We start from the raw sequence: 17793 nt of genomic DNA, 5'->3' as shown, positions 1-17793 counted from the left end.
TATGAAAACACTCATTAAAAATCACCGAACCGGCCTAAGAAGACTACTGTTTGGCATTACCCTGAGCATCTCTGCGGTACTTACCATCAGCAGTATCAGGCACCCGTCTCCGGAAATGGGGGCGGCAGAAAAGCCCAATATTATTTTTATCTATACCGACGACCAGCGATACAACACCATTCATGCATTGGGTAACGGACAGATCATTACCCCTAATTTGGATTCACTGGCGGCTGCGGGAACTACCTTCACTCATGCCTATAACATGGGTGCCTGGCATGGTGCCGTATGTGTGGCCAGCCGTACCATGCTCGTCACCGGGTTTCCCGTATGGAAGGCGCAGCAGCAGGAAAAAAAACTGGGGACTTTGATGGAAAAGGGCGGCTTCTGGAGTCAGCAGCTTAAAAAGGCAGGCTACGAAACGTATATGACCGGCAAATGGCACGTGCGTGCCGATGTGAACAAGTTATTTGATCATGTGATTCATGAACGGCCCGGCATGCCCAACCAGACACCCAAAGGTTACAACCGGCCATTAGCCGTAAATGATACTGCCTGGCAACCCTGGGATGAGGAAAACGGAGGCTTTTGGAAAGGCGGAAAACACTGGAGTGAGGTACTCGCTGATGATGCCGTAGGTTATATTCAGGAAGCCAGTCGGCGGGAATCGCCTTTTTTTATGTACCTGGCTTTCAACGCTCCTCATGACCCCAGACAGGCTCCAAAGAAATTTGTGGATATGTACCCGGTTGAGAAAATTGTTTTACCGGACAGTTATCTGGACGAGTATCCTTTCAAAGACGCTATGGGCTGTGGCGCCGACCTGCGCGACGAGCAGCTTGCTCCCTTTCCGCGTACGCCATACGCGGTAAAAAAGCATATTCAGGAATATTATGCCAGCATTACTCACCTGGACGAGCAGATCGGAAGGATTTTGCAGGCGCTCAGAAAGAGCGGGAAAATGGAGAATACCTATCTGTTTTTCACTTCCGACCACGGGTTGTCTGTGGGGCATCATGGATTGCTCGGCAAGCAGAGCATGTTTGATCACAGCGTGCGGACGCCCCTTATTGTGGCTGGCCCGGGGATTCCCAAACATGAAAAAAGAGATCAGCAGGTGTATTTGCAGGATATTATGGCCACTACCTACGAGCTGGCGGCTGTCCCAAAGCCGCAGCATGTGTTTTTCAACAGTCTGCTTCCTTTGATCAAAAATAAAAATAAAACGAGCCAGTATACAGGGATATATGGTTGTTACATGGACACACAAAGGATGGTACGGACGGACAGGTACAAACTGATCTATTACCCAAAAATAAACAAGACCCTGCTGTTCGACCTGCGGAATGATCCGGGAGAAAAAAAGGATATTGCTGGAAGTCAGCAAAATAAAGGCCTGATTCGTGATCTGAAAAACAGGCTGTTGGCTGAGCAGAAAATGATGGGTGATACCCTGTTGCTGAAATGGTAGTGTATCATGAGCTAACAGCTGGTAAAATGAAAAACCGATTCATCTTTTCTTTCTTCGCATTTTTGCTGGGGGCCATGCTGGAACTGTCTTCTGGCTGTTTCGGACAAGCTGTGCGAGCGAAGCCAGCAAAAAGATATAACATCCTGTTTATATCCAGCGATGACCTGAACAATGACATAGGGTGTTTTGGTAACCCGCTTGTCCAAACACCGCACATCGACCGGCTGGCCCAACGAGGCGTGCTTTTCAGTCGGGCGTATTCGCAATTTCCGTTATGCGGGCCAAGCCGGGCGTCGCTTCTGACCGGCCGCCGTCCGGATGTGACAGGTGTTTATGATTTGAAAACCAATTTCCGAACCAATTTGCCCGATGTGGTCACGTTGCCGCAGCTGTTCAAAAACAACAATTATTTCAGCGCACGGGTTGGTAAGATATTTCATTACGGCGTACCCAATGAAATTGGTACTGATGGGATGGATGATCCCGTTTCATGGCATAAGGTTATCAATCCCAAAGGAAGAGACAAGGCAGAAGAACGGTTGCTGACCAACCTCACGCCTGGTCATGGTCTGGGGGCTGCTTTTGCCTATCTGGCCGCCGACGGCACGGACGATGAACAAACCGATGGTATGATTGCGAACGAAGCGGTGAAACTGCTCGAAGAGAAAAAGGATGAACCTTTTTTCCTGGCAGTTGGGTTTTTCAGGCCACATTGCCCTTACGTGGCCCCGAAAAAATACTTTGATCTGTACCCGCTGGACAAAATCCCCCTTGCCAGGGAAGTTGCGAATGACCTGGATGATGTACCCAAAGCTGCTATTTTTACAAACCCGCCGCATTACGGACTGGATGAAGATAAACGCCGCCAGGCACAACGTGCTTACTATGCCAGTATTACTTTCATGGATGCACAGGTTGGTAAGCTGCTCGACGCCCTCGACCGGTTGAAGTTATCGGAACATACCATCATCGTGTTCTGGAGTGATCATGGATATAACCTGGGGCAGCATGGACAGTGGCAGAAATTCAGCCTCTTTGAAAATTCGGCCAAAGCTCCGCTGCTGATCTCGGTTCCTGGTGGCTTAAAAGGTAGGCAATCCGCACGCACCGTAGAATTGTTGGATATTTACCCGACCATCGCTGAATTGTGTGGTTTACCGGCCTCGGGGACACAAGGAAAAAGCCTGGTGCAACTGCTCAGGCGGCCATCCGCAAAGTGGGACAGGCCTGCCTTCTCTCAGATCCAAAAGGGAAAAATAACGGGTAGAAGTGTGCGCACGGAAAGGTGGAGATATACCGAATGGGACGAGGGCAGATCGGGAACGGAACTGTATGATGAACGGAATGATCCGGAAGAATTCACGAATTTGGCTTCAGCAAATCGATACAGGAACAGGGTTGCGGAGCTATCTGGCTTGCTGAAGAAAGGTACCCGTTGATAAACCGGGATGGAAGGGTAAATGTAAAGAGTTGCCGGTCCGCCCGCTAAATAAAGTGGCCCGACCGGCAACCAGTGCTTTTAATCTTTATAATGCGATACTTTAATGTAATTGACCCTGCCATCTTTGAGGTATACCTGAATCTGGTCCCATAGACTGCCGGTTTTGTTCACAAAATACCATTGCGGAGACTGGGCCATTACCCGATCGTAAGAAGAGGATATGTCTTTGGTCAACAACATGATGCGCTCAAATTTGTTTCCATAGGAGCTCTGCGCTTTGATCCTGACAAATTTTTCATAGAGATCTCCTGAATTGTCACCCAAACGAACGGAAGACTCCGGTCTGCTGTTGGAAGGCCACTGCGTCAGTTTGGCCCCGCTGTTCAGGTAAATACTTTTTACTTTTCCCGATTCGAGTGTAATCTGTATACCTGAATCTGTTCCCTGATTGCGGTCGAGCAGAATGTAGCTATATAGAGGGATGCGGTTATGCAATTGTTCAAGATCCGAAGAAACATTACCAACGATATTCAGGTAAGAAACTCCCTTGCTCTGAAGCTCCTGGATGGCCTGATAGGCAAGACTGGCTTCTGCGTGGACGGGTATGCCCAGAAAACTCCCGGTTGCAATGCTGTCGGTACCGATAAGCCGGGAGGTTACACTTGTGTTAGCCGGGGTTACCTCCGCCTTGTCATCTGTTTGGCAACTGGTCACCAGCGCGGTTAATAAAAGTAAAATTCCTGTTACTCTATTTTTCATGTGTTAAGGATTGATGATGGGTTACCTTACAGACCCTCCTGCGCGCGCTTTGGTTGCAAGCAAAGCGCAGTAATTTCTCTGACAGGGTATATCGGGCGTTTGATTTGGTCTCCGGAATCGGACAGTCATGTCCGGTTACGGACATTGAGAGGGTTTGTATATGCCTCGAAGTCAGTATTTTGTGTTTATTTTGCCGTAGGGAACGATTATTGCTTTCCGCCGGATATATCCATACCATTGTGCCGTTGTCATGCTAAAAAACTACTTCAAAATCGCCTGGCGGAACCTCCTCCGTAGCAAAACTTATAGTGTACTGCTTCTGGCAAGTTTATCCATCGGTATGACATGCGCCCTGGCGCTGGCACTGTACGTGTATGACGAGCTGCATTTTGACGGGTACCATCAAAATGCCGAAAGTATCTATCGTATTAACCTGAATATCAAATGGGAGGATAATGAATACAAAATGGCGCAGTCATCGGCCCCTTTCGGTCCTGCACTGCAGCAGGAATATCCGCAGATCAGCAAAACTTTGAGGGTCAAGCCAGGCAGCCAGACGCTCAGGAACAAAGAAAAACAGGTCAATGTAAAAAGCATGATATATGCGGATTCAACACTGTTTTCTTTCTTTGATTACCGCTTTTTGGAGGGTAATGCCCAATCGGCGCTTGCAGGGCCCAACAACGTGGTGTTAACCCGGCACACGGCACTTGCATTGTTTGGGCGAACATCGGGGCTGTTGGGCAAAACGGTGATGGTTAAAGAAAATATGCCGTTTACGGTTTCAGGTGTTATGGAAGAGGTACCGGCCAACCATCATCTCCAATTTGATGCCATTCTGCCTTATACCAATCAGGCTGTCAGTAACATCGTGCCCGACGGATGGGGTAGTTTCAATTCAGCCACCTATGTACTGCTGAATAATAAACAGGAAGCAGCGGATCTGGAAAGCAAAATGCCCGCCTTTTACAAAAAATATATTGCCCGCATGATAGGCGATGACACGGGCAAGAAGGTCCGGTTTAATATTACCTTTCAGCCTCTTCGTGATATCCACCTCCGGTCCGCGCATTTAATGGGGGAAGAGAATGGCAGCACTATGCGTTACGTGTATACGATTTCAGTCATCGGCCTTTTCATTCTTTTTATTGCGGTGGTGAATTATGTCAATCTGGCCACGGCCAGGTCAATCGCAAGAACAAAGGAAATAGGTGTCAGAAAAGCGGTCGGTTCCCGCAGATCGCAACTGATCGGACAGTTTTTAACCGAATCGTTACTGCTGTCGTTTCTGGCGGGTGTGGTAAGCCTCTGCCTGCTTTATGTGCTCTTACCTGTTTTTAATCAGCTTGCAGACAAAACTTTGGTTCTGAGTGTTTTAGATCCTGAAAATATAGTTTTGTATATCGGATTTATTGGGGCCATTGGTTTGATCAGCGGCTTTTACCCGGCTTTTATTCTGTCGGGCTTCAAACCGGTGGTGGTGATGAAAGGAATATCTGTTGTCCATGGCGGAGGTTTTATGCTCAGAAAATCGCTGGTGGTGGTACAGTTCAGTATCTCGATGATTATGATTTTCGGAACCATCATGGTGTACCGGCAATTGAGGTTTATGGAAAAAAGAGAGCTGGGATTTAATCAGGAACAGGTTATCATCGTTCCTTTGAATGAAGCGGGGATACAGCAATCTGCCGGGGTCCTGAAAAACACATTGTTACAAAGTCCGTTGATCAGTGGCGTGAGTTTAACCAATGGCGTTATCGGAGATGGCCTGAACAACAAATCGACTTTTTCCTTTTATTCCAAAGGCGTTGAAAGAGCCATCAGTACGGAGTATTTTAATGTGGATGATAGTTTCCTCGATGTTCTCAAAATCCGCCTGAAAGAGGGTAGTAATTTTTCGGAAGTCATGGAGAACGATACCACTGATGCGGTATTGGTGAACCAGGCCATGATCCGGCGGCTGGGATGGAAAAACCGGCGGGAGGGCCTGATAGAAATAGATGAGAATAAAGTGGAGATCACCGGTGTCATGGAAGATTTCCATGTACGGTCGCTACATAACCAGATAGACCCGCTGGTACTTGTTCTAAAAAAGCAACGAACCGACAAGCTGCTGGTTCGTATTTCGGGGCACGATATACCAGCCGCTTTGGGTTATGCCAAAAAAGTATTTGAACAAGTCAATCCAGGCGCTGCCTTTGATTATTCCTTTTTGGACCAGACTTTTGCCCGGCAGTACCAGTCCGACCAGCGTAAGGGAACAATGTTTTTGTTCTTTTCGGGGATCGCCATCATTATTGCCTGCATGGGTTTGTTCGGCCTTGCAACCTTCACAGCACAGCAAAGAAGGAAGGAAATCGGTGTAAGAAAAGTGCTGGGTGCTTCGGTATCCGGGGTTGTATTGCTGTTGTCGCGGGATTTTTTGAGACTGGTATTGATTTCCATTTTCATTGCTTCACCCATAGGATGGTATGTCATGAAAGCCTGGCTGGAGGGTTTTGCCTACAAGGTGGCTATTGAATGGTGGGTTTTTGCACTTTCCGGATTGCTGTCGATCGTATTGGCGGCGATAACGATCAGCTTTCAGAGCGTGAAGGCAAGTTTGACCAACCCGGTAGAAAGCCTGCGATCAGAATAAAGTAAGAAATGCTCAGGATCAGACTTTTTCTCTGCTAACAAGAAACTGCTTACCTTTAAACCTGACACTGACATTTACTTACAAAGTATGCAAGAAGCATCCGCTTTCCAGATCAGACCAATGAGCGCAACTGACCTGCCTCTATGCCGACATCTGGTGCAGGAGGCCGGATGGAACCAGCTCGATGCCGACTGGCTGCGTGCCATGGAACTGGAACCCGAAGGCTGTTTTGTCGCCATGGCAGACAATTTTCCCCTGGCCACAACCACCACCTGCCGGTTGGGAGGAATCGGATGGATTGCCATGGTACTAGTGGATAAAAAAGCAAGAGGGCAGGGAATCGCCCGGCGAATGGTTGAGTATGCAATAGCTTACCTGGAAAGAAACGGCGTGGAAACGATCAGGCTGGATGCAACGGCAATGGGGCAGGGATTGTACAAAAAATTGGGTTTCCGTGAAGAATATGAAGTGATACGGTTTTGCGGATATCCTGCTCCGGCTGATTTATACCGGGGAGATTTACAGGTTGTTTCAACAGATTCTCAAATCATGGCGGAAATAATGGATCTGGATAAAAAAGCTACTGGCACGGATCGGAAATCATTTGTGAACGCTTTGCTTAGAATAGCCGATAGTCCGTTTTATTATGATAGCCTCCCCGGTGAAAACACCGTAACTGCATTTGCCGGATTCAGAGAAGGCTGCAATGCAGTGCAGATCGGTCCGGCTGTGGCTTTAACGCCGGATTCGGGCGGTAAGGTACTGGATGCGGTGGTATCTCATTTCGTAGGAAAGCAGGTTTATATAGATATTCCGGTACCCAATCAGCCCGCTGTGATGTGGGCAGCGACCCAGGGATTTACGGAGCAGCGCAGATTTATGCGGATGTACCGTGGAATAGAAGTTCAGGATGCGCCGGGCCTGATCTGGGCAAGTTCCGGCCCGGAAAAGGGTTGAGGTAAATTATCTTTTCAGAGGCCTCAATGCCATAAGGAAGGCAATTTTCTGAAAAAGAAAGTATTGTAAGGTGCTGGCAGGAAATTGCTGCGGGGAGCTTACAATCTTATCAGCAGACAATGTTCCAATTAATGCTGAAGGATTAATTTATGTGTTTTATACGTGGTGATATTAAAGGAATTATGCTAAGGGCCATGGCGGTTGGACCTCTCCACAGGTATGACGGCAGGCCCCTCCCAACTATTTTTCAGAATTTCGGTATTTAATCAGTTTAAATTCGATCTGCCCAAACCGCCCCAAGTAGACAAGATCCGGGGGTTAATCACAACAATAAAAAACAACGGAGTAGACCCCGATGGGACTATTACGGAAGAGATTGCCGACTTGCTATTTCATGGAAAAGATGGGTACTTTCGTCAAAACGGTAAATTAGGATCTAATAATGGTTTTGATGGCCTTTTTATTAAACCCGCAATTGATTTTACCAAACCAATTGACGAAATTGATATTGAAGGTATTATCGATCAATGAGTCAAAACAAATAGGAGGAGGTTTTAGAATGAATGGTGCTGAGGACAGGCTTCCTATTCAAATGACAGAGCAATGGTAAAAATGTTATAGGTAGGATGCTAGGAAGTAAGGATCCTCTGCAAAAAAACTGGCCGAAATTTTAGAGCGAGAATTTAACCAAAATAGATGAAAATTTACACGTGTCGTATCCGGAGTGGACCAAATATCTGAAACAATTGGAATAGTTAAACTGAATTGATATGAAAATAAATGATGAATTATCGGAAAGAATTTCGAAAAGAGTCCGGCATATTGAAGAAATCGCCATGCCACAGATAAATCGTATTATTAATGAAAAACCATTTGAATTTGACAGGCTTACATATGGAATTTGGTTTAATCATGAGATGATCGGGTTGTATAATTTATTCGTTGCGGAGAACATAGACGAAGCCAAAAAGGAATTTTATATCTGTGGTACATTAACGAATTATAACACCCTTCGATTTGGATATTTTAATGAAGAGATTCCCTATATCTCAGCCATTGACAATGTGGATTTCATGAGTTTTATCGATCACTTTTCTTATGTTCTGTTAAGTGACAGTCCTGAGTTGATAGAGCAGTTCAGCCAACTTCATCATCAGTGGTGGGAAAAGAAACTTAGTACAGGATATCTGGTTTTAGCTAGTTCGGTACAGTTTGTACTCAGGGATGACTGGGAGGGATTAGAAAAGAACATGTTCTATTTTGATAAACTTATCAAAAAGGCAAAAAAGATACAGTACGATAAAGACTTTTTTGTTGCATTGATGGAAAATAATGAAGCAAAAGTGACTGCGGCCATTGAGACGTTGTGCTCCAAAAAAATTCACCAGTATAACAATGACTTTCCTATCAAAGAAGAGATCATATCTTTTCCATCCGTTGGTTATGCCAAACTGGCCTGGTTAAAAGGCATGAAGGTGCAGATTAACAATCCGCTCGTTCCCATGGAACTCATGCCTGTGCAGCCGCTGGAGCATTACGAAAATCCTTATAAACACTTGTGGAGATTGGGGGAAACGGATGGAGGATCATAAAAAAATAATGGAGACCCCGATGGGACTATTACGGAAGAGATTGCCGACTTGTTATTTCATGGAAAAGATGGATACTTTCGTCAAAACGGTAAATTAGGATCCAGTAATGGTTTTGACGGCCTTTTTATTAAACCCGCAATTGATTTTACCAAACCAATTGACGAGATTAACATTGAAGGTATTATCATCAATGAGTCAAAACAAATAGGAGGAGGTTTTAGAATGAATGGGGAAGGCCAAAAGCTTCCAATGCAAATGACAGAGGAGTGGGTAGAAGATGTTATTGGTAGAATGGCAACCAGTAAAGATCCAAAGCAAGTAAAGCTGGCAGAGATATTACTTAGAGAATTTGACAATAACAGACAAAAATTTACTCGAGTGGTAACCGGGGTTGATGCGGGATCTGAGACTATTGGAATAATTAAACTGAACTAGGATCAATATGAAAATAAGCAATGAATTATCGGACAGACTTTCGGATAAAATTTTGCGGGATAGAGAAAATAGCATGCAGAGATTAAATAAAATATTATTAGAATCACCATATGAATTTGATCGACTTTCGTCTAGATTGTGGAGTGTTCACGAAATGATTGGGCTGCACCAATTTTTTGTGAATAAAAATATTATTGAGACCAAAATAGAATTTTATATCTGTGGTACACTAACGAATTATAACACCCTTCGATTTGGGTATTTCCAAGGAGAAATTGATTCTGTTTCTCCAAGCGAACGGGTTAATTTCATGAGTTTTATAGATCACTTTTCCTATGTGCTATTAAGTGACAGCCGTGAGTTGATCGAACAGTTCAGTCAGCTTCATCATCAATGGTGGGAAAAGAAACTTAGTACAGGATATCTGGTACTAGCCAGCTCGGTACAGTTTGTGCTCAGGGATGACTGGGAGGGATTAGAAAAGAACATGTTCTATTTTGATAAACTTATCAAAAAGGCAAAAATAATACAGTACCACAAAGACTTTTTTGTGGCACTGATGGAAAACAATTCGGTAAAAGCGACTGCGGCCATTGAGACATTGTGCTCCAAAAAAATTCACCGGTATAACAATGACTTTCCTATCAAAGAAGAGATCATATCTTTTCCATCCGTTGGTTATGCCAAACTGGCCTGGTTAAAGGGCATGAAGGTGCAGATTAATAATCCGCTCGTACCCATGGAACTCATGCCCGTGCAGCCGCTGGAGCATTACGAAAATCCTTATAAACACTTGTGGAGATTGGGGGAAGAATGAATGATTATGAGACCTCATGAAAAAAGAAATATCAGGACCTGAAATCTTGTGAAGATATATTTACTTTGGTCATTAAAACAGAATCCACCTGCCCGTGACCGCTGTCCCGAAGGCCGTTTCATTAGAATTTTTGAAAAGATATCTGGCCAATTGTTTCTTACTGACCATACCTGTTTTGGTATGGAACATGGTGCTGGCGGATGAATTACCCCCCATATTTCAGCCGGCCGTTTTTGGGCATGATATCCCGGTAGCCATTACATACGGAGAGCATATCTCTCGTATCATCCTTTTTGGGTTGATGTTCCTGATGCCGCTTCGTATGGCTACGGTAAGGCAAAAAGCTGGTTTGGCGATATATTTTCTGGGCATGCTACTATATTTTTCCTCCTGGCTGATGCTGATCTGCCTGCCTGACAGTCCGTGGAGTAAAAGTGCACCAGGGTTCATTGCTCCGGCTTTTACGCCTTTGCTTTGGCTGACCGGAATCGGATTGGCCGGTGACAGGCCATTTTTTCGCTTTCCTTATCTCCAATACATTTATATCCTGATAATGGTCCTTTTTCTGGTATGCCACAACCTGCACACCTGGCTGATTTATTCAAGAATAGAATAGGAATATTCGTTAAAAATATATGGGTCTTAAAAGGAGTAATCCGAGTATTATAAAAGGCTGACGTAGTTTGTTTACGATCGCTAACCGGATATTTCGACCAGTTTTGAATGTATTTTCTGCTGATTTAAAATATATTCCGGTTTAGAATTCATCATAACCTGTACTATACGGATGCAGCAGTTACAAACCCTGGATTACCTCGTTTTCTGTTTTTATTTTATAATTGTTTCCGTTTATGGTTACTGGATCTACCGGCGTAAAAAATCCGAAACTACTTCTACCAAAGACTTTTTTCTGGCGGAAGGATCGTTGACCTGGTGGGCGATCGGAGCATCATTGATCGCGTCTAATATCTCAGCCGAACAGTTCATCGGGATGTCGGGTAATGGGTTTTCAATGGGGCTGGCGATATCGTCATACGAGTGGCTGGCGGCGGCCACGCTGATCATTGTGGCTGTTTTCTTTATGCCAATTTACCTGAAAAACAGGATTTACACAATGCCTCAGTTCCTGAGTCAGCGTTATAATTCAGCTGTCAGTCTCATTATGGCCATTTTCTGGCTCGCCTTGTATATTCTCGTCAACCTTACCTCCATTCTGTATCTGGGAGCCTTGGCTATTTCAGGAATTTCGGGGCTTAATTTTCAGCTTTGTATGATTGCCCTGGCGATTTTCTCTATTGTCATCACCATCGGTGGGATGAAGGTGATTGGCTTCACGGATGTGATTCAAGTGTTCTTTCTGGTGATAGGGGGGCTGGCCACAACTTACCTGGCTGTCAACCTCGTATCGGATAGGGAAGGAGTGGAAGGCGTAGTAACAGGTTTGAAGCTCATGCATACCCGATACGACGATCATTTTCACATGATACTCCCCAAAAGCAGCCCCTTTTATCTTCAGCTGCCCGGGCTTGCGGTATTGCTTGGAGGTATGTGGATAGGCCACCTCAACTACTGGGGGTGTAATCAGTATATTACCCAGCGTGCTCTGGGCGCCGACCTGAAAACCGCCCGAAACGGAATTTTATTCGCAGCATTTCTTAAAGTGCTGATGCCGGTGATCGTGGTGTTGCCGGGAATTGCTGCCTATGCACTGCATAGTAAAGGTATGTTTCAGGCTGAAATGCTGGGCGAGGATGGGAATATCAATGCGGATAAGGCCTATCCCGTTTTGCTGAATCTGCTGCCGGCAGGTTTAAAAGGGTTGTCGTTTGCGGCACTCACTGCCGCAGTTGTGGCATCTCTGGCGGGTAAAGCCAATAGCATTGCCACCATTTTTACGCTTGATATTTTTAAGAATTACATTGGCAGAGAAGCTGACGAAAAAACGCTGGTCAGAATAGGCCGGATTATTATCGTGGTAGCCATGGTGCTGGCCATTGTAGCTTCGCCCTATATGGGGATTGATAAAAAGGGAGGGTTCCAGTTTATCCAGGAAATGACAGGACTCCTTTCACCAGGCATATTCGCTTCGTTTGCGATGGGTTTTTTCTGGAAACGTTCCAATTCGGCCGGGGCCTTGTTTGCTATTGTCGGCGGTTTTCTGATCGCGATAGCGATGCACAACAATTATTTTCCTTTTGCGGACTGGACGCAGGTACCCTTCATTGACCGCATGGGACTGGTATTTTTAATCTGTGTAGCGGGGATGTTTATGCTGGGACTGGCATTGCCAGATGAGCGGAAAGGCCTGGCCATTGACGTTACTATGTTCGTTCCGCATCGCGGTTTCGTCATGGGGGCACTGGGAGTAATATCGGTATTAGCCTTCCTCTATAGCTACTATTGGTAGGATCATACGTCATTGAAAATACCTGCTCATATAAAATGCCTGCTGTGAAATCAGGTATTTTATATGAGAAGTGCTTTGAACCTGGTTTCAGGCCATGCCAAGTCCCTGCATCAGCTGGAACGAATCGTACGGGAACCACCATAACTCCGCCAGTTTCTCTCCATCGAAACGGCAGAGGATGTTGTACCGGAACTCCACCTGCTTTCCGTTGGCAGGTACTCCCATTGGTAAATCCACAGTGAATGTGCCTATAAACGAGAGGTCTATGCCCACCAGGTCTCCTTCGCCAAAAAGGTGATGTATGGTATGGTTACCATCCGGAAAGGAGATGCCTTCTACCTGATAGAAAAAATCACTTAAAGATGTATTGCCGTGTAAACCATCGGGTATAAAATGATGATGTCCTACAAAATCTTCTGATAAATGCTTAGCATAGGCGTAAAAATCACGGGCGTCGTTTCTTTCAACGATGAAACGCATGATTGCTTTGTTGTCTTCTACGGAACTTACTGCCATAATAGTATATGTAGACAAATAGAAATTTGTGATTTGGAATTAAAGACCAAGTAGGAGAATTATTTTCATACTACCAACAGCGGCCCAAAATAATTAGTTAATGGAAATACTGGCGGAGCAACAGGAAGAATCTGGACCATGAACAAGAAGATCCAGTTAGTCTATCTTCTTCCCTGGAGCTGGTATACCAAATGTTCGGAACTGTGCCAGAGGCTGTCCGGTATCGGACATATTTATGTGTGCTTGTTTTTTAATGTGCTGACATATAGTTATTTAAATATCTGGTACGAAAGTTGCTACCGCTATCCTAACCTCTTTGTTTATGCCATGCTTAAAAATTACGTTATTCTGGGTTTTCGTAATCTTGTTAAAGATAAGTTTTACAGCCTGATCAATATACTTGGTCTTACCATTGGTGTTACCTGCGGAATGCTTCTGTTCCTGTATGTTACCGACGAGCTGAGCTACGACCGTTATCACGAGAAAGCTTCACGGATATACCGGGTCGTATCCTACATCCGCGAGCCTGATAAAATAAACCGGTGGGTAAGTACCCAGCCGCCGCTAGTGAAAACCTTGAAACAGGATTATCCCTTTGTGGAAAACTATGTGCGATTTTTTCCTGCTGGCCGCGTCATGTTCCGCCAGGGCGAAAGGCGTTTTTATGAAGAGGATATTTATTGCGCTGATTCAACGGTTTTTGATGTTTTTACCTATAAATTCCTGGAAGGCGATCCGAAGAAGGCACTGGATGTACCGGGAAGCGTTGTTTTAACCCAAAAGGTAGCTCAGCGCTTTTTTGGTCAGAAAAGCGCACTCGGACAGGTTCTGCAGACGGGTGATGCAACTTCCTACAAGGTGACGGGTGTAATAGAAGATGTTCCCAAAAATTCGCATTTTACTTTCAATGCACTTTTGTCCCTCGATCAGAATCAGCGAAACGCAGACGGGTGGGGTGGCTTTTATATTAACAGTTACCTGCTGCTTTCAAAAAACGCGAATATTAAAAATCTGGAGGCTGGTTTCCCCGGCCTGTACGATAAGTATATGTCCTCCATTTTCAAAAGGATGGGCATTCATATCACTTATCAGATGCAGCCTTTAACGAGTATCCACCTGCACTCAAAACTGGACGGAGAATCCAACGGGGATATAGGTTACGTTTATACATTCAGCGCAATCGCTTTTTTTATGCTGCTGATCGCCAGTATTAACTATATGAATCTGGCAACGGCGCAATCGGCCCGGCGTGCCAAGGAAGTGGGTCTCAGGAAAGTGATGGGATCTATGAAAGGAGCGCTGGTCACACAATTTTTGACAGAATCGGTCCTGATTACATTGGTTTCCCTGGTGTCCAGCCTGATTCTGGTGGCGGCATTACTTCCTTTTTTTAATACTGTTTCGGGTAAAGAAATCGGATACATGCAGCTGCTCAGTCCCCGGTTTGTATTGATCGGCCTGTCGATCGTAGCTTTTACAGGGCTGGTCAGCGGGAGTTATCCTGCATTTTATTTGTCGGCTTTTGAACCCGCCCAGGTATTAAAAGGCTCATTTAAAGCAAGAGGCGGTAGCTTTTTCAGAAAGGCGCTGGTGGTCGCGCAATTTTCGATTTCTCTGGTGATGCTGATCTGCACATGGATCGTTTATCAGCAGCTCAATTACATGCGTAACAAAGATATGGGGTATGACCGAGACCAGGTTCTTACTATAGATTACCAGGATAACCAGTCACAAGATAAATACAATGCTTTCAGAAAGGCGCTGCTGGACAACCCCAGTATCGAGCGGGTTGCTTCTGCCTCTGCTCCGGTGAGCAATATCGGGGGCAGGATTATTTTCACTGTGGAGTCGTCCACGGGGATGAAAGAAATGGCTTTCAAACCCAGTGTAATTGATCACGATTACATCAAAACGATGGGAATGAAAGTGATTGCCGGGCGTGACTTTTCTACTGAATTTCCGGCCGATACCACCAACGGTGTGTTGGTGAATGAGGCTACTGTGAAAAGGATGAACTGGCAAGAACCAATAGGCAAAAAGATCGTACTGGGAAGCTTGCCTGCCGATGGAAAGAATCCACCACCAACTGCCCTGGTGGTAGGTGTTGTCAAGGATTTTCACCAGCAGTCACTTTATAATCCTATTGAGCCTATGATTATGATGTATCGACGGGCAAATTCTGTCATGCATGTAAAAATCAAAACCAGTAATACGGCAAGTACTTTAGCATTTATCCGCCAGAAATGGCAGGAAGTATACCCGGACCGCCTTTTTGAATACCGCTTCCTGGATCAGGATTTTCAGTCGGCATACCATGCAGATGAGCTGAGAGGGCAGATTTTTACCGTGTTTTCGGGACTTACCATTTTAATTGCGTGCCTGGGGTTATTTGGCCTTGCAACTTTTACTACGGAACAAAGGGTGAAAGAAATAGGGGTTCGTAAAGTGCTTGGGGGCTCGGTATCCAGCGTTGTACTTTTATTGTCAAAGGATTTTACGCGCCTGGTTTTGCTTTCTTTCCCCATTGCTATACCCGTTGCCTATTTTTCTATGGATCGGTGGCTGCAAAGTTTCCCCTACAAGACAGGCATCCAGCCCTGGGTATTCATTACGGCCTGTGTGCTCACTTTATTAATTTGTTGGCTGACAGTAATTTATCAGTCTTTAAAAGCTGCCTTGGCAAATCCGGTGAAATCATTGAGGTCGGAATAGGCCGGAGCATTTGTAATGCAATTGCCTCAGGAAATGTGAAGAGACTTCAACATTTCCTGAGGCAAGCGGTTTATCATGAAGAGGCGGCACTACAAAAACTACGGATTAACCAGTTTTCCTTCAATGGAATCGTCCAGTGTTTTACCGATCATAGCACCCACCAGTGTTTTGGCAAACGCTACCGCATTCCCGTGTTTATTGTCCCAATAATAACCCTCGCGGGCTTCCACCCTGATGGCCGTAATGCGGGGATCATCGATACCTTCGGTAAACCAGGTTTTTAAAATGGGTTCCCATAGCTCTTTGATGATCTGTTTGTCTTTCGAAATAGTTGCTGTGCCATACACACTTAAAAAATCGGAGTAGGCGGAACCCTGAAACAATAAATGCACGTTGGAATCAGCCTGTATATCTGCATTTTTATGACTATCATCCGCACTTAAAAACCAGAAATTCCCTTCATTGTCTACTTGCTGTACTGACATCGGTCTTACTTTTAGTGGCTGTCCGGTGGTTATCCTCGTACAAAAATGGCATGTATTGGCGCTTTTGGCCATCTCCCTGATTTTTTGCCCGGCCTCTCTGCCAAAAAGGTCCTTATGGTTTTCCTCCGGCTGCTGTTGATTGATGCTGTCCATTATATTTTCTTTTTCAGATTGATACATTTCCGATATCAACAAAGATCGTTCCAGTATGAATGAATGAAAAACCTTCGGACTGATATGGCTATCAATCCAAAGGCTCCTCTGTGTAGGCCCCTGCCAGGCGGGTATTTTAAACCAGTTTTTCTTTTAGAAAAGCCATGGTTTCGTCCTGTCTTTTTCTGACGAATTTTAATGCTTTCGCTGCCTTCTCTTTTGCCGCTTTTGGATTTTTGGCCATATCCAGCACTGCTGATACAATGCGGGCCACGTCTTTTGGAGTGTCCATGTCAAACAGCCAGTCTCCAAGGCCAATGTCTTTCCACATGAATCCTTTGCTGGTTTGTTCTTCAAAACGGCAGACAATGGCTGGCACTCCCAACCCGATGCACATGATGGGTGAATGCATTTCGAGTCCAAACAAACCAGCCGACCGGGCATAAGTACTAACAGCCTCGTCCGTAAGCCAGTAATGATCCCGCCATACCACTTTCTTTTTAACATCTTCGGGCAACGGATCATACAGCATTTCTTTTCCAATGTGAACCTGTGTTTCATTTTCCGGTACGATCAGAATTTTCAGGCCGGTCTGACGGATCACCGCAATGATGGCTTCCCGGATCGGTGCGTTGTCCTGTTCCTTCATTTTCATGTTATGGGCATTTTTAGCCTCGTTCATGGCCAGCTTTTTGGCGGGTATTTCCCACCATGGTGAGAAACGGAACTGTGGTATCACACACATAAACTTGCCATCTTTCAAATTATGTTCTTTCAGAAAAGCCACTGCCGACTTATCATCTTTTACATCAACCGCAAATGCTCCGTCGGGGCAAAACGCCATCTCCGGGCATTTCACTCCATGGTTTTTTGCAAATTGTAGAGACACCGAATCCCGGAAATAGGCAAACTGGGCTTTGGAAAGCAGTTCTATATCAGCAGGATTGAACTTACCCCGGTCCTCGGGGAATCCGTAAACACCGGGATAGGTGATACCGTAAATCCCATACGGTTTGTTACTGGCCTGTGTCCAGCGTTCCACTTCTTTTCTTCCTGTAAAAGATGGACCTGATCCGTGCAGGAAAAAATCGGCTTCCTGGATGGCCGCTGCTTTTTGCTCCTCCGTTTTCAGAATGATAAGTTTGGGGAACCTGCGCAGGATCATTTCCTCCACACCATTTCCCACATCGGAAGGCCAGAGCCTGACTTCCACATCCGGAAGATGTTTTTCGAGTAAGGTTAATACGCCGGGTGTATGGGCAATATCTCCTATATTGACGGTCTGCCAGGAAGAACGGAGAATCATTACTTTTTTCTTTTTCTGCCCTGATCCCAAAACGGGTAATCCCTGCAGCAGGCCCAGTAATACCGGTGTTTGTTTTAAAAATGCTCGTCGGCTGGTAGACATGC

General features: G+C 45.3%; 15 protein-coding genes. 11 read left to right on the top strand and 4 right to left on the bottom strand.

Annotated elements, in window-relative coordinates:
• The first annotated feature begins 1 nt into the window (after window position 1).
• Together KOE27_RS11485 and KOE27_RS11480 are read left to right on the top strand one after the other, a co-directional pair.
• The gene (locus KOE27_RS11485; RefSeq protein WP_215239026.1) at window positions 2-1471 is read left to right on the top strand and encodes a sulfatase-like hydrolase/transferase; all 1470 of its coding nucleotides are present in this window, start codon (window positions 2-4) and stop codon (window positions 1469-1471) included.
• A gap of 26 nt (window positions 1472-1497) precedes the next feature.
• Window positions 1498-2910 carry a sulfatase gene (locus KOE27_RS11480; RefSeq protein WP_215239025.1) on the top strand — a complete coding sequence of 471 codons (1413 nt, stop codon included), beginning with the start codon at window positions 1498-1500 and terminating at the stop codon, window positions 2908-2910.
• An 80-nt stretch (window positions 2911-2990) separates the two neighbouring features.
• On the opposite strand, the gene KOE27_RS11475 is transcribed toward KOE27_RS11480, so the two are convergent.
• On the bottom strand, window positions 2991-3671 hold the full coding sequence (locus KOE27_RS11475; RefSeq protein WP_215239024.1) for a hypothetical protein: 681 nt from the start codon (window positions 3669-3671) through the stop codon (window positions 2991-2993).
• Window positions 3672-3921: 250 nt separating this feature from the next.
• Between KOE27_RS11475 and KOE27_RS11470 the strand changes: the two genes are divergently transcribed.
• The 8 genes from KOE27_RS11470 to KOE27_RS11435 all read left to right on the top strand — a co-directional run bounded on the left by KOE27_RS11470 (window position 3922) and on the right by KOE27_RS11435 (window position 12517).
• Window positions 3922-6309, top strand: a complete 2388-nt coding sequence (locus tag KOE27_RS11470; protein WP_215239023.1) for an ABC transporter permease — start codon at window positions 3922-3924, stop codon at window positions 6307-6309.
• A gap of 87 nt (window positions 6310-6396) precedes the next feature.
• A complete protein-coding gene (locus KOE27_RS11465; protein ID WP_215239022.1) occupies window positions 6397-7266 on the top strand; it encodes a GNAT family N-acetyltransferase in 870 nt (289 codons plus the stop codon).
• Window positions 7267-7485: 219 nt separating this feature from the next.
• On the top strand, window positions 7486-7797 hold the full coding sequence (locus KOE27_RS11460) for a hypothetical protein (protein WP_215239021.1): 312 nt from the start codon (window positions 7486-7488) through the stop codon (window positions 7795-7797).
• A 239-nt stretch (window positions 7798-8036) separates the two neighbouring features.
• Entirely contained in the window at window positions 8037-8858 is an 822-nt protein-coding gene (locus KOE27_RS11455) for an Imm49 family immunity protein (RefSeq protein ID WP_215239020.1), read from the top strand.
• A 48-nt stretch (window positions 8859-8906) separates the two neighbouring features.
• Window positions 8907-9293 (top strand): hypothetical protein, encoded by a 387-nt coding sequence (locus KOE27_RS11450; protein WP_215239019.1) that lies wholly within the window; start codon window positions 8907-8909, stop codon window positions 9291-9293.
• Window positions 9294-9603: 310 nt separating this feature from the next.
• Window positions 9604-10110 (top strand): Imm49 family immunity protein, encoded by a 507-nt coding sequence (locus KOE27_RS11445; RefSeq protein ID WP_215239018.1) that lies wholly within the window; start codon window positions 9604-9606, stop codon window positions 10108-10110.
• 130 nt (window positions 10111-10240) lie between these two features.
• Window positions 10241-10726, top strand: coding sequence for a hypothetical protein (locus KOE27_RS11440; protein ID WP_215239017.1), 486 nt, complete (start codon window positions 10241-10243; stop codon window positions 10724-10726).
• 171 nt (window positions 10727-10897) lie between these two features.
• Window positions 10898-12517, top strand: a complete 1620-nt coding sequence (locus KOE27_RS11435; RefSeq protein WP_215239016.1) for a sodium:solute symporter family transporter — start codon at window positions 10898-10900, stop codon at window positions 12515-12517.
• 87 nt (window positions 12518-12604) lie between these two features.
• Here KOE27_RS11435 and KOE27_RS11430 read toward each other — a convergent pair whose 3' ends face one another.
• Window positions 12605-13033, bottom strand: a complete 429-nt coding sequence (locus tag KOE27_RS11430) for an ester cyclase (RefSeq protein ID WP_215239015.1) — start codon at window positions 13031-13033, stop codon at window positions 12605-12607.
• A gap of 138 nt (window positions 13034-13171) precedes the next feature.
• Here KOE27_RS11430 and KOE27_RS11425 point away from each other — a divergent pair, with 138 nt between their 5' ends.
• Window positions 13172-15745, top strand: coding sequence for an ABC transporter permease (locus tag KOE27_RS11425; RefSeq protein ID WP_229252742.1), 2574 nt, complete (start codon window positions 13172-13174; stop codon window positions 15743-15745).
• Between the two features lie 98 nt (window positions 15746-15843).
• Here the strand turns inward: KOE27_RS11425 and KOE27_RS11420 are convergent, their stop codons facing one another.
• Window positions 15844-16383, bottom strand: a complete 540-nt coding sequence (locus KOE27_RS11420) for a pyridoxamine 5'-phosphate oxidase family protein (RefSeq protein WP_215239014.1) — start codon at window positions 16381-16383, stop codon at window positions 15844-15846.
• Window positions 16384-16519: 136 nt separating this feature from the next.
• Window positions 16520-17791 (bottom strand): polysaccharide pyruvyl transferase family protein, encoded by a 1272-nt coding sequence (locus KOE27_RS11415; protein WP_215239013.1) that lies wholly within the window; start codon window positions 17789-17791, stop codon window positions 16520-16522.
• Window positions 17792-17793: the final 2 nt, after the last annotated feature.

Origin of the sequence: Dyadobacter sp. CECT 9275 (genome assembly GCF_907164905.1) — a bacterium.
Classification (GTDB): Bacteria; Bacteroidota; Bacteroidia; order Cytophagales; family Spirosomataceae; genus Dyadobacter; species Dyadobacter helix.
The sequence above is the reverse complement of the archived record's forward strand: the minus strand, read 5'-3'. Positions and strand labels throughout refer to the sequence as shown.

What these genes read in the sequence shown, in the direction of transcription:
- KOE27_RS11485 (WP_215239026.1), top strand. Translation starts at nt 2, where the DNA reads ATGAAAACACTCATTAAAAATCACCGAACCGGCCTAAGAAGACTACTG.
- KOE27_RS11480 (WP_215239025.1), top strand. Translation starts at nt 1,498, where the DNA reads ATGAAAAACCGATTCATCTTTTCTTTCTTCGCATTTTTGCTGGGGGCC.
- KOE27_RS11475 (WP_215239024.1), bottom strand. Translation starts at nt 3,671, where the DNA reads ATGAAAAATAGAGTAACAGGAATTTTACTTTTATTAACCGCGCTGGTG.
- KOE27_RS11470 (WP_215239023.1), top strand. Translation starts at nt 3,922, where the DNA reads ATGCTAAAAAACTACTTCAAAATCGCCTGGCGGAACCTCCTCCGTAGC.
- KOE27_RS11465 (WP_215239022.1), top strand. Translation starts at nt 6,397, where the DNA reads ATGCAAGAAGCATCCGCTTTCCAGATCAGACCAATGAGCGCAACTGAC.
- KOE27_RS11460 (WP_215239021.1), top strand. Translation starts at nt 7,486, where the DNA reads ATGACGGCAGGCCCCTCCCAACTATTTTTCAGAATTTCGGTATTTAAT.
- KOE27_RS11455 (WP_215239020.1), top strand. Translation starts at nt 8,037, where the DNA reads ATGAAAATAAATGATGAATTATCGGAAAGAATTTCGAAAAGAGTCCGG.
- KOE27_RS11445 (WP_215239018.1), top strand. Translation starts at nt 9,604, where the DNA reads ATGAGTTTTATAGATCACTTTTCCTATGTGCTATTAAGTGACAGCCGT.
- KOE27_RS11435 (WP_215239016.1), top strand. Translation starts at nt 10,898, where the DNA reads ATGCAGCAGTTACAAACCCTGGATTACCTCGTTTTCTGTTTTTATTTT.
- KOE27_RS11430 (WP_215239015.1), bottom strand. Translation starts at nt 13,033, where the DNA reads ATGGCAGTAAGTTCCGTAGAAGACAACAAAGCAATCATGCGTTTCATC.
- KOE27_RS11425 (WP_229252742.1), top strand. Translation starts at nt 13,172, where the DNA reads ATGAACAAGAAGATCCAGTTAGTCTATCTTCTTCCCTGGAGCTGGTAT.
- KOE27_RS11420 (WP_215239014.1), bottom strand. Translation starts at nt 16,383, where the DNA reads ATGGACAGCATCAATCAACAGCAGCCGGAGGAAAACCATAAGGACCTT.
- KOE27_RS11415 (WP_215239013.1), bottom strand. Translation starts at nt 17,791, where the DNA reads ATGTCTACCAGCCGACGAGCATTTTTAAAACAAACACCGGTATTACTG.